At 35.2% G+C, this 15282-nt stretch carries 15 protein-coding genes and 2 pseudogenes; 7 read left to right on the top strand and 10 right to left on the bottom strand.

All coding sequences use genetic code 11. The features are described 5' to 3' along the window. The first annotated feature begins 153 nt into the window (after positions 1-153). Both FTU69_RS12690 and FTU69_RS12685 read left to right on the top strand, forming a co-directional pair. On the top strand, positions 154-765 hold the full coding sequence (locus FTU69_RS12690) for a recombinase family protein (RefSeq protein WP_180103985.1): 612 nt from the start codon (positions 154-156) through the stop codon (positions 763-765). A 196-nt stretch (positions 766-961) separates the two neighbouring features. After that, the gene (locus FTU69_RS12685; RefSeq protein ID WP_168406833.1) at positions 962-1438 is read left to right on the top strand and encodes a spore coat U domain-containing protein; all 477 of its coding nucleotides are present in this window, start codon (positions 962-964) and stop codon (positions 1436-1438) included. Here the strand turns inward: FTU69_RS12685 and FTU69_RS12680 are convergent. Genes FTU69_RS12680 through FTU69_RS12665 form a run of 4 tightly spaced genes read right to left on the bottom strand, consistent with a single transcriptional unit; the run spans position 1435 to position 6046 of the window. After that, positions 1435-2424: a spore coat protein U domain-containing protein gene (locus FTU69_RS12680; protein ID WP_180103984.1), complete on the bottom strand. Its 990-nt coding sequence runs from the start codon at positions 2422-2424 to the stop codon at positions 1435-1437. The two genes, FTU69_RS12685 and FTU69_RS12680, sit on opposite strands and share 4 nt — an antisense overlap. Further along, positions 2415-4763, bottom strand: a complete 2349-nt coding sequence (locus tag FTU69_RS12675; RefSeq protein ID WP_180103983.1) for a fimbria/pilus outer membrane usher protein — start codon at positions 4761-4763, stop codon at positions 2415-2417. The genes FTU69_RS12680 and FTU69_RS12675 overlap by 10 nt, the downstream gene beginning before the upstream one ends. 27 nt (positions 4764-4790) lie before the next feature. Next, entirely contained in the window at positions 4791-5543 is a 753-nt protein-coding gene (locus FTU69_RS12670) for a molecular chaperone (protein ID WP_179991649.1), read from the bottom strand. A 29-nt stretch (positions 5544-5572) separates the two neighbouring features. Continuing rightward, positions 5573-6046, bottom strand: a complete 474-nt coding sequence (locus tag FTU69_RS12665; RefSeq protein WP_218945736.1) for a spore coat U domain-containing protein — start codon at positions 6044-6046, stop codon at positions 5573-5575. Positions 6047-6429: 383 nt separating this feature from the next. Between FTU69_RS12665 and FTU69_RS14830 the strand changes: the two are divergent. Further along, positions 6430-6597: pseudogene (locus FTU69_RS14830) on the top strand (GIY-YIG nuclease family protein); the annotation flags it as partial. 199 nt (positions 6598-6796) lie between these two features. Here FTU69_RS14830 and FTU69_RS12660 read toward each other — a convergent pair. Both FTU69_RS12660 and repM read right to left on the bottom strand, forming a co-directional pair. Further along, on the bottom strand, positions 6797-7315 hold the full coding sequence (locus FTU69_RS12660; RefSeq protein ID WP_180103982.1) for a plasmid replication DNA-binding protein: 519 nt from the start codon (positions 7313-7315) through the stop codon (positions 6797-6799). 77 nt (positions 7316-7392) lie between these two features. Next, entirely contained in the window at positions 7393-8328 is a 936-nt protein-coding gene (repM, locus tag FTU69_RS12655) for a replication initiation protein RepM (protein ID WP_001292329.1), read from the bottom strand. A 1435-nt stretch (positions 8329-9763) separates the two neighbouring features. Here repM and FTU69_RS14825 point away from each other — a divergent pair. Then, positions 9764-9955 (top strand): hypothetical protein, encoded by a 192-nt coding sequence (locus tag FTU69_RS14825; RefSeq protein WP_257223649.1) that lies wholly within the window; start codon positions 9764-9766, stop codon positions 9953-9955. On the opposite strand, the gene FTU69_RS12650 is transcribed toward FTU69_RS14825, so the two are convergent. Continuing rightward, a complete protein-coding gene (locus FTU69_RS12650; protein ID WP_180027413.1) occupies positions 9952-10518 on the bottom strand; it encodes a hypothetical protein in 567 nt (188 codons plus the stop codon). The genes FTU69_RS14825 and FTU69_RS12650 overlap by 4 nt on opposite strands. Before the next feature lie 114 nt (positions 10519-10632). Then, positions 10633-10881: a hypothetical protein gene (locus FTU69_RS12645; RefSeq protein WP_179991671.1), complete on the bottom strand. Its 249-nt coding sequence runs from the start codon at positions 10879-10881 to the stop codon at positions 10633-10635. Between the two features lie 303 nt (positions 10882-11184). Between FTU69_RS12645 and FTU69_RS12640 the strand changes: the two genes are divergently transcribed. Next, positions 11185-11694, top strand: a complete 510-nt coding sequence (locus tag FTU69_RS12640) for a PBECR2 nuclease fold domain-containing protein (protein WP_180103981.1) — start codon at positions 11185-11187, stop codon at positions 11692-11694. Between the two features lie 784 nt (positions 11695-12478). Here FTU69_RS12640 and FTU69_RS12635 read toward each other — a convergent pair. Next, entirely contained in the window at positions 12479-13450 is a 972-nt protein-coding gene (locus tag FTU69_RS12635; RefSeq protein WP_180103980.1) for a GlxA family transcriptional regulator, read from the bottom strand. 132 nt (positions 13451-13582) lie between these two features. On the opposite strand from FTU69_RS12635, the gene FTU69_RS12630 reads away from it, so the two are divergent. Continuing rightward, a complete protein-coding gene (locus FTU69_RS12630) occupies positions 13583-14467 on the top strand; it encodes an MBL fold metallo-hydrolase (RefSeq protein ID WP_005176778.1) in 885 nt (294 codons plus the stop codon). A gap of 83 nt (positions 14468-14550) precedes the next feature. After that, entirely contained in the window at positions 14551-15093 is a 543-nt protein-coding gene (locus FTU69_RS12625) for a cysteine hydrolase family protein (RefSeq protein ID WP_004637127.1), read from the top strand. Positions 15094-15166: 73 nt separating this feature from the next. Here the strand turns inward: FTU69_RS12625 and FTU69_RS12620 are convergent. Next, a pseudogene (locus FTU69_RS12620) lies at positions 15167-15282 on the bottom strand (type II toxin-antitoxin system RelE/ParE family toxin); the annotation flags it as partial.

Genomic DNA, 15282 nt, shown 5'->3' with positions numbered 1-15282 from the left:
CGAATTCCCAAGGCATGGCTTTTAGTCATGCTTTTTTTATCAAAAGAGTATAGTTGAATGATAACGAGCCTAATAGCATTCAATATCTATCATTAGACTTACTTTAATAATCAAAGGATAGTATTATCATTGATCTAATTAAATTAAGACTAAATGATAGTAATGAACACACGTATTTATCTACGAGCTTCAACTAAAGATCAAGATGCAAAAAGGGCTTTGCAGATTCTGCAGGATCTAAACCAAAACCTGAATTTGGGCGAAACCATTGTGTACATAGAAAACTATAGTGGTACGAAGTTAGACCGACCTGAATTGAATAAGCTACTGTCAGAAGCAAATCAGGGTGACACCTTGTTGGTTGAAAGTATTGACCGCTTATCACGTTTGACTCAAAGGGATTTTCAAGAGCTGAAGCGCAGGATCCAGGAGAAGGGACTTCGTTTAGTCGTGGCAGATCTTCCTACTACCTACCAAATGATTCAAACCAGTGACAGCATTACTCATTCAATCTTGGAACTCATCAACAATATGTTGTTTGATCTCCTGGCAACAATGGCCCGCCTGGACAATGAAAAACGTATAGAACGTATTAAGCAGGGCCTGGAACGTTCGGGTTACAAGCCAACAGGTAAGAAAGCCAATGAGGCTAAGCACAAACGAATAAAGGAATTGCTAGTAGCTGGCAATATGACTAAGGAAGAAATTGCCAAAGCAGTGAATTGTGGAGTTGCAACTGTCTATCGAGTTGCTAAAGTTATTTAAAAAAAACTTATAATGCCCTGAAGAGGATACTTATACCCTTCCGCAGTAGGGTTACTTTATATAAGAAATTTTTAGGGTAAATATGGAAATAACTCTGATATTTTAAATTTGAAAGTTATGATTTAGATGTTTTATATGGAGCTCTTATACCTTATATTATTGCAAGTAAAGAAAGTAAGATATTGAAGGAAAGGTTATGAGAAAAATGAAATACTTTTTAAGTTTCATTATCTTATTTTCTACAATTGCTTATACCCAAAAAAATGAAAATTCATCTGAATTTGTTGTCCAACTTACCGTAACAGAACATTGTGAGATCCAGAGTACTCAGACTCAATCTATTGATTTTGGATCTATTCAACGATCAACAAATCACGTAACTAGCTCAGGAAGTTTGAATGTTAGTTGTAGTCAAAATACTCCATACTCGATTGCTTTAAACAGCGATAAGACTTTAAAGAATACACAAGACAATTCTATCCAGGTTCCGTATCAGCTCTATCAGGATGCTGGATTTAAAACTGTTTGGGGAAGCTCTTCTCAAGAAAATTTTGCAAGTACGGGAACTGGTACGGATCAGAACTTCAAAATCTGGGCAAAAATTAATGAAGGCGCCACGAATGTTCCTGCGGGTGTATATAATGATATTGTGGTTGCTACGATTACATATTAATACGTTAAAGTGACCGTCACAGTATCACTATAGTTTCCTGCACTTTTGAGAGGCTGTTGGGGGACATGTCCGTAAACAGAGATTGATTGCTGCCCATTTGTTCCTACACCTTGCGACCTGTTATTAGAACTATCCCATTTTTGAGTTAAGTTACTGTTTAAGTATAAATCATAATTTATATAATCCTTGCCATTAAACATTCTTCTCTGATTATTCAGAGCATATTTGCCATTATTTAATCCTACTCGCCAAGTAGTGCGTGAAGGGCATTGCAGAGAAATTTGACCACTTGTGTGTAAGTCTCTGTTCAAATTATCAATTTGACCAAAATCCAAATCTGTTGTTGAGAGTAATGCACAAACATTCTCATATTCTGCAAAAACACTCATATTGGCCGTATCCGAATATCTTAAATTACTAGCGTTATAGCCGTTAGGATAGTTCTCATTTCTTTCAAAATCATAAAGGATTTCAAGCGATAAAGTAGAGGATCTGTAATTACCAGCAGCCCCTGTCTGTCCTGGATAAAAAAGACCATAAACTGGGATCACTTCAGTCAATTGCTTACCACCCGTAATTGTATAGTCTCTACAACCCATAGCAGTTAATTGATCACGCGATTGGATTAAATGAGTAAAACCGGGGTCATAAAAAAGATTATATTTCAAAGATTGAAGTAGGTTCGGTATGCCTAAAATATTAGTATAAATATAACGGGTTGTATCATTATAAAGCCAACTTGTAGCGGTCAAACACACACGTATATTTGTTTTCATTATGGAACGTGGATCACAACGAAGAGTAATATTGGTAGAAGTCGTACTTAATGCAGGACTCACCTCACCAAAATCAAGCGAGGTAGAAGAAATACTGCATTTAGCAGCCTGACTTTCACCTGTAATCATCAAACCTAAAAATAGACCTGACATTAAAGTTAAATTTTTGCTTGATAAAAAAGGAGATTTTTTTTTGCTCATTATTCGCATAGCAAGTCTCCTAAATCAATTAAACCTTTCTGGGTATCTAAACCATTTATCTCAAAGCTACACATTTTGTCTTTTTGCTCTACAAAGAATTTAGTTACTTTAGGGTTTTCCATATAAATCATACCATCATGTGCAACCACAGTAAGAGGCTCTGGTATTGAGGACTTTAAATCTGGACTTGCCCAGACATTCGACCCGGCTTCAATTACGCTTCCATCTTTTTGTTTAATAACTGCTTGAATCGCCTGAATCTGGTAAACAGGAAAATCTATGAAGACTCCACTACCAAACCTTGGTACAGCATTCTTTTCTGTTGTTTCAATATAATAGTCAGCAGGTAATTCTAATGCATCGATTGTGATCTTGTTATTTTGGTAAGGATTCAGTGAGGTGACGACCAGTTCTCCGTTTCTATTGGTCCTTCCTACTGATCTATTTTCTAATTTCACTGGTACTTCAGGGATATTAGAGGTTGAAATCAAAGCAAATGAATCAAAAGATCTACGCATTGGGAATAAACTTCGATTCATCATTAACAGGCTTCCACTTAATGTACCGTTGGCTATTCGAGAAGAGCTGTTATCGGTTTTAAATTCCTGTACGCCTAAACTCCACTCCCCATAGTTGTGAATCCGGGCAAGTTGAGTCTGGATATTTCGATTATCCTGAGCCGTATCTACCTGTACTTGCCATCCCCACCCACCAACATCACGAGAGACGGACTGACGCGCATTAAAAGACAGCTTCTCTTGTTCCTGATCTTGCTGATAGGATAAGTTGACGGTTCGTCTCTTTTCTAATGGAACATTCAAGCTCAAATAATATCTGGTATCTGATTCATTTAAATCATGATTTGCGCTTAAGTTGAGATAATAATTGTTAGGGAATGAATAAGACCAATTAAATGTTAAAAACTCGTTAGTTGAATCCCAATCTTGTTCTTGATAAATATAACTTGCCCCGAACTGGCCTAACCTATTATTCGTACCTAGAAAAAATTGATCAGATCGCTGAGGAAGTGCTAAACCATTTAGATGCGCGATATCGTAATATTCGCCTGACTGCCGAGCCGTATTATAAGAGATAGTTAAGTACCTAGAATTCCAGTTATATCCTAATTGATAAATAGCTCCGGTTAATCCCTGATAGTCACTAAAAGAATATGCTGCATTTAACAGACCTGCGCGGTTTCCTAGTCTTTGGATAAATCCTGCTCCTCCCAAGTACAGATCAGGCGCTAACTCCAAATGTGTCTCTACAGTTAAATCTTGTGTTAAACCATACCGATAACTGGTATTAGTAACCAGATCCTTATCATATTTGAAGGAACGTTCCCCATATGCTAAACGTGTATAACCTAGGTTAAATGACCAGTCACTCAAATCTTCCTTTAGCAGTTGATTAGTTCCATATAAAGAAAAATTAAGAACTCTTTGTTGGCCATTGATATCAGTCACAACTACTTGAGCTTGTCCAACTCCAGTAATAATAGGGATCGCTTCAATTTCAAATTGACCAGGTATGATTTGCTGAGTTGTTTGCTTTAGCCCATTAATAAACAAATCTACTGTGGATGGTAAACTTACTTCACCTTTAAATGATTCCAAGGGAGTCGTGATTTGATAGGGTTGAAGAGCAAAATTTTTAGAAAGACTTACTCCGCTAATGCGGGTAGACCTACTCCAGCTCAATGGTTTGGACTGATCATCACCCACTCTGATAGTAAGCATTTTTTCAGGTAAATCACGCTGCCAATAAGTATCTAGAATTAAAGCATTTAATTCGGAATCTTCATCTGTTTTGATATAGCTATAATTTGAGGATAAATTTAAGATTCCTCCCTCTCCTAAGCCAAATACACGAAACTCATGGGTTCCACTTAAATTGAAATAATCTTCGGAATACTGGCTATAGAAATCGTAATTAAACAAAGCGCCTGGTCGCTCTTGAGCTGGGTCAAGTTTGACAGGTTCAATAATAGTATATGCAGGATAATAGGAAGTTCGTTTAAGTGCTTTAATATCTACATCAAGGTAAATTTTCTGGTTGGAATTATCGTATTTATATTTGACTGAAGGTATGTCTTCTAAAAGATAGTAGCCTGCAGGATTAGTTTGCAGATCAGCAGGTAAAGTTAATTTAAGGTCTTGTAAAGTTTCTGTAGATATATAAAGCTGATCATCTTGTTGGAGAAAATGGCCTAAAATATTTGAGTTAGATTGATTTAAAATAACATCTAAAAAAAGTTCCTGTTGAATGGTCGAATCTACTTCTTGAGAAGTCACTTCATTTGCTATTCCCTCTTGTACATAAAGAAGTCCAAGCAAAATTACACTCAAGTAATTAGCCCTAATCATATCAAGTATTTATTTATTTACAGGAATAACCTGTTGATTAATATCAGAATTAATAACTAATCGAAACTTTCCTGCACCATTATCTGGAAGACTGATCGGTAAGTTCCAAGACATCGTTTGTCCTGCCAAAACATAACCCATCAATCCAGATATCAAAGGTACGATATTTCCTGTCGTGGATACATAACTCAACTGACTTAAGCGTAAATAGGAACTAGAACGGTTCGACACTGAAATCTGGCCGTTCGTATATTTAAACTGAATATTATCAAGCGAGGTTAGACCTTGAGTAATTTTATGAGGTTGCGAAGACTTATAAAAAACAGGAATTGAGTATTGCAATAAAATATTTAAACCCGAGTTATTTTGCTCGGAACTACTTCCTGGCAACTCATCTACCAGTACTCGAAATGCCTGCTCCTGAGTACTATTAGTATTGGCTGGCTTAATCAAGCGTACTAATTGTCTTTGACCAGGTTTAATTTCAGTAATAAGTGGACTTGCAATAAGCTTCTTAGTCGGTTCCAGAATTTCCTGGTTATTAAGCTGAGTCCACTCTTGCATACGTACTTGAGCACGAATATTTGTTTTCCCCGTGTTTGTAAGCCAAAGCTCTTTTGCTTTTTCCTGGGAAGAAAACTCTACAAGGATGGGAGATACTTGTAGACTAGCTGCTTGTGCTAAAGAACAAAAGGAAGAAGCTAAGAGAGTCACCATATAGATATGCTGACGATTTAATATTTTTTCAAATATACCTTGCAATAGCCTCTCCTTGTTTACTTATAACTTAATTAGTAAGTAATTTTAGCAGTCACAACATCAGTATATACACCTGCCTTAACATTTGTGTTGCCTTTTAATTTCGCATAGACAGGCAACTCTTGTGCTTTACCTGTACCGGTTTGCTCTAGTGCTTGATCAACTGTTTTACCCCAGATCTTTTGTGCACCGGTATCTTGGAATAAATCATAAGCCACGACAGAAGTACTGTCAGATTTATGCTTCATTTGACGTTCGCTATCCAGTACCACTTTATAAGGTGTGCCAATGGTACATGTAGCTGTTAATTTACCTGTTTGGGTACGGTTTACGTCGGTTGAACGATCTAAACTTCCGAAATCAATATCTGTAGCTGAATTAAATTCACACGATTCATTGATTGTTAATTTCACTTCAAAGTTCTGTGTTGGGGCAGTAGCTGCTTGTGCTGCAGAAAAGCCAAGTACAGATGAAATGAGCAAAGAAACATATGTAATTTTTTTCATGAGATTGAATCCAATATTTAAGTTCAGCCTAACCTTAAAAAGTGGATGAACTTTTGATCAAAGTAGGCGAGGAAATATACGCTCATTAAACAAGCAAGTACATAATTTATTTAGAAAAAATTAGATACTTTACTCTAAATTACTCCAATTAAAAAATTGGCTTAATTAAAAATCAGCTTTTATTTTCCCAAAAAAATGTGATAAGTATCTCATTAAAAATGATTTACTTGCTGTACGGATCATATAGTAAATAAAAAACAAATATTATTGAAATCAATAAAAAACATGAAGATAATCTAAAAAAACAATTAATATGAATTTCGAGCTTATAATTTTTAAAGTCATTAATGAAAAATGCTTTGTAGGTAAATTTCTGTTAGCGGGGAAATGTTCATTTACAGCAATTGCCGTTAGAGCGTATTGAAAATAATTTTTATTATTCAATTCTTGATATTTTTAAAACTAAAACAGACGATAAAGTTATATTGAGTCGAGAGGGTTGGTGGAAAAATACGTTATTAACAAGAAGATTTGGCTATAACTCCAATTAACTATTTATTTAATATTTCTAAAATTAACATAATACGCGTTATACGAAACGTCCTGTAAAATCCATTTTAAAACAATGTCTTATAGATGTAAAAACAGCCTAAGCAGTCACTCTTAGGCTGTTTTAGTGATTTTTCATGTTCCACGATCAATAAATAAACAATGTTCCACGGTTTTGATTAGTCTGATTAAATAGTCCTATCATCCATAGGGCTTGAAAAAACGGCTCCAGAAGCCCCTTTTTTCTGGTTCTGGCTCAATATGTTCAGGGACTGGAATACGCTTATTCTCGATAACCTCTGATTCCTTAGGAGGCATAGCTATGACGTCCTCTTTTTCTTCTACTGTGGATTCTGCCTGTGTTGATCCAGGATCATCAGATTGTGTTGTATTGGTTTTTGGAGCTTCCAATAGGCGTTGCATAGTTTCAATTTGATTTTGATAGAAGCTTTCTCTATTTTTTGCATCATCTAGCTGATTTTTTAGCAGGTCTATCTGCTGTCTAAGGAGTAAAACTTCTGCCGAATTTGGACTGTCTACTTTTACAGTTTCTTTTACATTCTGTTTTTGTACTGGCTCACCAAATACCCGGATCGCTTCTGCAAGATCAATCTTATTATCAGAATTTTTACTTAAAATACCTTTCTTTATATTGTTGTAAATGGTTTGTCGATTAATATTGTAAAGCTTAGAAAGCTCAAGAACTGTAAGGCTTTTCATGTGTAAATCTCTGCCTAATCTTGTAAAAAATTAGTGTCTATTAGACTGTCTAATAGACAAATCAGCAAGTCTATCTTCTATGCAGCTTTGAAGCCTACTTTTTGGAGATAAGGATAGAGTTCTTTAAACTTTTCTGGGTTTTGAAGCATTTCTGCAATGCGTACAGCGAATTGCGGATAGCTTTCTGTACCATGAGAATATTTTCCCATTTCAGGAAGTTCTGACAGTTTGTGGGAAAACAGATGGCGTTGAGCATCTGTCATTTTTGAGAAAATATCTATAGTGTCTGGGTCACGCTTATTTTTTATTGGCAGATTACTCATTTTTTTCTGTTTGAAAGTGAATGAAAAACCTGAAATAGAACGCCCTTTTTTATGTTGCTCATATTTAGCTGTTATATCGGTTAACTCATTTACCTGCTTAAGAGCAAAATCTAAAACATATGTTTTAAAGTTACTCATTGTTTTGTATTGATGAGGTTTGACACCAAGTTGTTGTCTAAAGATAGATAGATCAAAAAGTGGCGTTTTTCCGGCAGATCTCCATTGAATTAATAGCTCGTATAGCCGAATAGCATATGAGCTACTTAACCTAGAAACCTGCTGCAATTCATATTTAGTGAAGTTTTCTTCAAGTCGAGTTATGAGTGGAACGATATCTTGGGTGAATCGTAGGAAAATAATTCCTGATTGAGATTCATACCCAATTTTGTCGACCCAACGACAATGAAAGCTACGATCCTTACCTGTCTTAGGATTAATGTCATGGTATGTGACATAGCGATCAAATAAGCTTTTAGATGCCTCTCTGAGTACGGTATAAGCGGTATGTTTCTCGACATTAAAAGTATTTATATAACTACTTGCATGTACTTCTAAAAGACTATTTTCAGTTATCCCATGTCCAGTTTCTCGAGCTTCAGCAATGGCTAATAGGATCAGTCTTTGTTCAACTGTATCTAAGGTATAACTTGCTTGAATTAGAGCATTATCCTTTACGATTAATTCACTCATTTCTAATAATAAATTTATAATTAAACTAGGTTGTACAATAGACTATTTTAATTGAGTTGTAAATTAACTTAATTATGGGTCGATAAACCTAGCTTTAAGGTCGATAAACCTAGTTTTATGGGTCGATAAACCTAGTTTTATGGGTCGATAAACCTAGTTTTATGGGTCGATAAACCTAGTTTTATTAACTATGAAACTATTATAAATAAAGGTTTACAGCTTATTTAAAAGCATTTAAAAGATTAAAAATAATTAAAAGCCCACGGAATGAAAAATTGCCCTTGGTTTTCGCTTCGCTCAAACTCTATTGAACTTCGCTTTCGCTCAGTTCGTTGGGGCAATTTTTTGGTTAATACTTGCGTGACTTTAAGAAAAAGCAAAAGCAACTCGGAATTCGCTTCGCTCATAAAACTTTTTTACTCGCTACGCTCGATCCAGGAGCAAATTTCTGCATGAAACTTACGCTTTCTTAGGCTAAAGAGGACAAAAAAATGTTTTTCAGAGGGTCTAGGCGCAAATTTTGATAGTTCGCTCGTAGACACTCGCTCTATGCATCTATCTAAAGTCAAAATACCTCTTTATTTCGCTTTCATTTGCGTTTTTTGAGCTGTTTTCTGTTTTTCACTATGAGATTATGTCTTTTAGGTAAAGGCTCTTAAATCGCATTTGAACGCGTTCTATGAAGCTTTTCATAATTAAAGTTTTGGGTTGAAATTTTTAACCTGGATGAATGGACAAAAAATTGATTTTTTACGTTTTTCTAAACAAGGAAATAAATACTTTTTTCCATGCAAAACCAAGCACCGGCCCTACGTCACTTTAGCCAATTTTCTAATCCAGGATCCGGCACACGCCGGGATTTTTTGTCACACACCACGCATCTAACGATGACATCCCTAAAAACCTTATAATATAAGGCTTTTAAGTGCTTTTCTTTATAGTAAAAAGCTGAGTCACGAAAAGACAGTTTTTTAATATAAGTATTTGATATTTTAAATTAAAATTTGACTCAGGTATTTGGGCTCAAAAAATAAGAAAATTTAATACAAGATATTGATATTTGTAATTAAATGGGGTGAGTCATTACTAAAATAAGAGGGTGAGTCACGGAAACTCAATAATTGATCTTAAGTGTTTGAAAAATAATATAAATAAACTGAGTCATAAAACAATCATAAGGAGTTTAATAAAAAACGTCAATTTGGTCAGTTTAATGAATTAGATAGGGCATGCTCGTGTGGCTTCCTCAGCCTTTTAAAAATTTTCAATGAAAGATTTTTAACCAAGTTTTTAAAGCCTAGAATTGAGTTCTTAATTTTAATATCAATAATTTATATTTCTATTTTCTACAAAAGTTTTCAAAATGGATCTTCTTCAATATTCAAGCTACGAAGTTTAAGAGAAGATAGTGAGAACTCTTATTCTAGGAATTGTGATGAATACTAATATTGCCACTACAAAAAATACAATTATGTTTCCGAAGACCTGTACCCTTTGTCTATTAAGAAAAAATGTACAGCTTTTTGCAGGACTGTTGGTATGCGATCAGTGCCAGGAAAACATCAGGCTCACGAATCCAAGTATTTTTTCGGCCAATGATGAGACTGAACAAAAAAGCCAGAGTTAATCTGGTTTTTTATGCAGTACTTTATTTTTATGTACGAAAAACTGTATTGCTATTGAAGTTGTTGAGCCGATTAATCCTATAGTAATTAAACCACTTACAGCAAGTTGATGAAGTTGGTCATATTCTTTGATAGTTGGAAATTTATGTAGAAAATGGAATAGCCCAACCATACAGCCTAAAATGGTCGAAAACATAAGATAGTAAAAATCTGTGACAGCACTAATTAGTCTATTTAAGATCGGTTGTATGTTAAGTTTTGAGTGTGTAGTCAGATGATTTACAAAGCATAAAATCCCCATCACGATAAATAAGCCAATGCTGGTGTCTATAAGATTTTCTATCGTAAAAAATTCAAAAACTAAGTTAAATGATTTACTGAAAGATTCTTCTGTTGCAAACTTTTGACTAGAAATAAATATGGAAAAATAAGAACCAAAGGTTATGCATAGAAAAACGAAAAATTCTTGGAATATGAATGTCGGGAAGTAAATTTTTTTCTCAACATGAAATAGGTCTTCATCGTTTGATAAATATTTAATTTCAAGGTCTTTTACTTCATTCATAAGCTGATAATAGAAATGTGCGAATACATATTAATAGGGACGGGTTAAACAAAAATCTGAAATTCAAAAAAGTAAAAAGCTAACCTATTTTAGACTAGCCTCTTAAGCTTGAAATTATCTTTCCTTATTGGATTGGGCGAGTACCGAAGCCGCTAGAGTTTTAGTGGTATCGTTATATTTCTCACTCTGTAGGATATTCGATGCTTTTGTTTCCATTGTGCTTCCTGTTTGCTTATCAGAATTTGCTTGAGATAAGGCCGAACCAGCTAACTGTCTCTGAATTGCTGAAGATGATGGATCGCGTAATACGGCAGATGCTAATGAACTAACATCTTTTGAAGTTTGTTTGCCATTTTTAGACATGACTATTTCCATGAAATTAAAAGTAATTTCATGATCATAATAAATATTTTCTTATGATCAATATTTGCCCCATAAGCGAGCGTCTTAAGTTGTCGTATATTTTTTGTGTTGAGAAACGAATGAATTGTGTATAAGAGATTTTATGTTAAATATGAATTTTATTTATAGACATTAATAAGATTCATATAATTGTTTTAGCTTTGAAAACTAAAGATTTTCATCTTTAGTTTATGGGATTGATAATTGTGCATAATTAAGGAAATAATCGAGTAGAATAGTTCGTTTTTATGGTTGAGATAGTAAATGATTAGGGAGGAAAAAGATCAAGAAAGTTGGAAGAACTTTAATCTTGATGACATTAAAAATACTCCTCTAGAAAAATTTCATCCATTTGAAGAATCAATGATTTTAAAGGCTGGTGATACTGAAGAAGAAGCTTTAGAGATTGTTTCTAAAGAATTTGAACTAGTTGATGGGATCGATTCAAGAAAAATTCTTCTTAATGCTATTCAAAGTTGGGCGATTGTTTCGATAGATAACTTGAGGCACGTAGTCGAGAAAAGAAGAGATGCTAGAGAACGATTTTCGAAATTAGCTCACCTTACATTATTGAATCCATTTGAAGTATGGAAAATTAAATATTCTGATGGAGGATTTAGACTTGCTTTTATTGGAATATTTGCTGGTTCCAAAAACCATATTCTACTGATTTTAAAAATAGATGTGAATAATAATGTTCTTTGGAATTTTATGCAGTGTGAGTTAAAAAAGCTCAACAAGCATAGGCTAGGTGAATTACTTTATAAGAAATAAAAAAAGGCGAGCTAACTGTTAGTTGCCCGCCTTCCGTCTCTCTTAAGGTCTCACACGACACTAATATCCAAGTATTAATGGTGTTCCTACGCAAATTATAGCTCTTGGAAGCAATTTGTTTCGCGCTTAAAAGAGACATCTAAATCGATTAGGTAATGATAACATATTATCATAGAGTGCAGCAATAACATCAATTTTTGACCAAACAAAGATGCGTGAAATATTATTCTTCACTTTTGATAAATCAATTGCTTAAAGATAGTGATGATTGATTTTTGCTAAGTTGAAACCAAGCAAATACAAAGAAATTGAATAAAGTTTAGATAATAAAAAACCCCGGCAGGATGCCGGGGTTTTTCGTATGGGTTCGCTCGGTATAACTCCTGTCGTACCTTACAGTCCTTGTGCGTATCTATGTTCTTATTATTGTGTGGAACTTCCTGTTCCTGATGAATCCATCATAGGAAATTGCAGCCAGGTCGTACAGGCGCAAAGGGCCGTAATTGACGTAAGCAAATGCGTACAAGACCGGCTAAAAACTCTCCCAGGTTTATCCGCAGGAAATGGGGATAATTTTAGATCCTGGGACGTTGAGAACATTGGAAAAACCGAAAAATTGACTACTTTTTAAACAAAATTATTGGCAAGAACTATCAAAAACGCTCATAAAAAAGCCGACTTGTTTCAAAATCGGCTTTTTGGGCATTTTTGGATTTTTATCATTTAAATAAGTATCTGATATTTATATTAATATACAAATGTACTTCGTATAATATCCATTATGTTAAATGGGTGGATTATTTTCATTAATGATCCCAAAAGCTTTTCTCCATGCCTGAGGGCTGGTGCCATATTTTTCACGAAAATTTTTTCTAAATGACACGGTATTATTAAAACCTGAAAGCTCGGTTATCTTTTCGATAGACAAGTTTGTCGTTTCTAAAAGTTCACAACTTAATCTGATTCTTTCAGTATGCAGCCAATCGACTAGGGTCATGCCTGTCGCTTTCTTAAAATGCCGTGTGAACGTCCTGCGTGTCATATGTGTCCGTTCAGCGAGGCTTTCAATATTATGTTGTAAAGCTAAATTCTTTCTTAAAAAATCAAGTAATACATTAATTTGTGCATCTTGGCTCGATTCTGCGACTGGCTGTTCAATAAACTGAGCTTGCCCACCTTCACGGTGAGGCGGGATCACCATTACTCTAGAGACTTTATTCGCAATTCGTGCATTATAGATTTCTCGTACCAAATATAGGCAGCAGTCTAATGCTGCACCTGTTCCAGCAGAGGTTACAATCCTTTGGTCTTCTACATACAGGGCATCATGATCAAGTTGAACCTGTGGAAACCGCTCACTGAAATCTTGTTCAGCCATCCAGTGCGTAGCTGCTTTTTTATGGTCAAGTAAACCAGCATATGCCAGTGCATAAGTTCCATAGCATAACCCTACAATTCTAATTCCAGTCTGATATGCACAATTTAGGGCATCGATAAGTACTTGTTCAGGCTCGTGATTAAAATCATCCCACCCAGGAATAATAATAAGATCCGACTCTTTAATGAGCTCGACCCCACCATCAGGGATAATCATCATAGACTGTTCTGTTGTTACGGGCTGGCCATCTATAGAAAAAATTTTCAGATCAAATAAGCGTTTATCTTCAATCTTGATATTGAAAATGATATGGGGGATAGAGAAGTGAAATGGATTTATATTGGGATATACGAACAATCCAATCACTGGTATAGCCATTCAATCTACCTCTCTAAAATAATAAATATAGCATGTTGTCCCAATAGTTTCGATGATTGTCCTTAAGGACAATTTTATTGCTTAATTTTTCCTATCATGATTCGAGTATGACTAAATGATTGGATCTGGAACATGAATAAAATTTTAAGTAGCTCTGTTATTGCACTCTCTCTGGCAATGGCTTCAGTCCATTTATATGCGAATGATAAGGTGGTTCAGCGAGATACTTCTAAAGTTACGCATATACAAGAAATTCGCAATGCAACGATTAAAGTAACCTATGCTGATACGACTTTTTTAATTGACCCAATGTTTGCTAAAAAAGGATTCTATGAAGGTTTTCCTGATACTCATCGTAGCTATTTACGGAACCCATTAGTCGATTTGCCTATCAAGCCCGAAACGATTTTAGAAGGTGTAGATGCGGTAATCGTGACCCATACCCATTTAGATCATTGGGATGATGCAGCACAAGCGACTATTCCGAAAAACATGCCGTTGTTTGTACAGAATAAAGAAGACCAGAAAATCATTCAGTCACAAGGCTTCAAAGATGTTCGTGTATTAACTCAAGCGACCTTTGAAGGGATTAAGCTCACTAAAACTGGTGGTCAACACGGTACTGATGCCATGTACCGTATTCCTAAGCTTAAAGCTGGATTAGGTGAAGCAATGGGTGTGGTATTTGAAGCTGCTGGCCATGAAACTGTTTATGTGGCAGGAGATACCATCTGGCGTTCTGAAGTTGATCAAGCGATTCAAACATTTAAACCTGATGTGATTGTCTTGAATACAGGTAACGCCTTGGTTGATGGCTTTAAAGAATCCATTATTATGGGCAAAGAAGATACTTATCATGCAACTCAGAAAGCACCAAATGCTAAAGTGGTTGCTGTTCACATGGATGCAATTAACCACATGTCGGTAACACGTGCTGAGCTTGCAGATTACGTAAAGGACAAAGGAATCCAAGATAAGGTTTTAATTCCTATCGATGGTGAAACGCTTTCTTTCTAAAGTGACTTAAAGAAGTGGAAGCATTCCACTTCTTTAAAACATAAGTAGAACAAAACAAATATTAGTTAAGTAAAGGAATAGGTATGTCAAAATCAGCTTTATTAGTTATCGACTTACAAAATGAATATCTACCTACAGGTAAATTACCATTGGTAAATATTGAACAAGCTGCTGCTAATGCAGTGAAAGTAATTGCGAAAGCCCGTCAACAGGGTACTCAAGTGATTCATGTCCAACATATTGCTGATGCTGAATCTCCTATATTTGAACCTAGCTCAAATGGTATTGAATTTCAGGACACAGTTAAGCCGCAAGAAGATGAATCTGTGATCATTAAAAATCACATCAATGCGTTCTTAAACACGAATCTCAAAGAAATTTTAGATAGCAATCAAGTGACTGAGTTAGTCGTGATTGGTGCTATGACGCATATGTGTGTTGATGCTGCTGTTCGTGCTGCTTCTGATTTTGGTTATAAGGTAAAAGTGATACATGATGCTTGTGCAACACTAGACTTGGAATTTAATGGCGTTAAAGTACCTGCTGGTCATGTCCATGCAACATTAATGGCCGCTTTTGAATTTGCATATGCTCAAGTAATATCAACTGAAGATTATGTTAGCTAAAGACTAAGATTTCCTAAAATTAACATAATACACGTTATACGAAGGCAAAAATGGGAGCTATAAGCTCCCATTTTTAGTCTTTAATTCGCTTTTTCGCTTCGTCATAAACTATGCTATCAGCTCGTTTTCCGACGGTAATGAGCAGGATAACTACCTGATCATCTTTAACTTGATAGACAAGTCGGACTC

Origin of the sequence: Acinetobacter sp. YH12134 (assembly GCF_013418555.1) — a bacterium.
Taxonomy (GTDB): Bacteria; Pseudomonadota; Gammaproteobacteria; order Pseudomonadales; family Moraxellaceae; genus Acinetobacter; species Acinetobacter indicus.
Note: the sequence above shows the minus strand (reverse complement) of the source record. Positions and strands in the feature narration are given on the sequence as shown.

Coding starts and splice junctions, on each gene's coding strand:
- FTU69_RS12635 (WP_180103980.1), bottom strand. CDS start 13,450: ATGGCTATACCAGTGATTGGATTGTTCGTATATCCCAATATAAATCCA.
- FTU69_RS12645 (WP_179991671.1), bottom strand. CDS start 10,881: ATGTCTAAAAATGGCAAACAAACTTCAAAAGATGTTAGTTCATTAGCA.
- FTU69_RS12690 (WP_180103985.1), top strand. CDS start 154: ATGATAGTAATGAACACACGTATTTATCTACGAGCTTCAACTAAAGAT.
- FTU69_RS12640 (WP_180103981.1), top strand. CDS start 11,185: ATGATTAGGGAGGAAAAAGATCAAGAAAGTTGGAAGAACTTTAATCTT.
- FTU69_RS12625 (WP_004637127.1), top strand. CDS start 14,551: ATGTCAAAATCAGCTTTATTAGTTATCGACTTACAAAATGAATATCTA.
- FTU69_RS12630 (WP_005176778.1), top strand. CDS start 13,583: ATGAATAAAATTTTAAGTAGCTCTGTTATTGCACTCTCTCTGGCAATG.
- FTU69_RS12650 (WP_180027413.1), bottom strand. CDS start 10,518: ATGAATGAAGTAAAAGACCTTGAAATTAAATATTTATCAAACGATGAA.
- FTU69_RS12680 (WP_180103984.1), bottom strand. CDS start 2,424: ATGCGAATAATGAGCAAAAAAAAATCTCCTTTTTTATCAAGCAAAAAT.
- FTU69_RS12685 (WP_168406833.1), top strand. CDS start 962: ATGAGAAAAATGAAATACTTTTTAAGTTTCATTATCTTATTTTCTACA.
- repM (WP_001292329.1), bottom strand. CDS start 8,328: ATGAGTGAATTAATCGTAAAGGATAATGCTCTAATTCAAGCAAGTTAT.
- FTU69_RS12665 (WP_218945736.1), bottom strand. CDS start 6,046: ATGAAAAAAATTACATATGTTTCTTTGCTCATTTCATCTGTACTTGGC.
- FTU69_RS12660 (WP_180103982.1), bottom strand. CDS start 7,315: ATGAAAAGCCTTACAGTTCTTGAGCTTTCTAAGCTTTACAATATTAAT.
- FTU69_RS14825 (WP_257223649.1), top strand. CDS start 9,764: ATGAATACTAATATTGCCACTACAAAAAATACAATTATGTTTCCGAAG.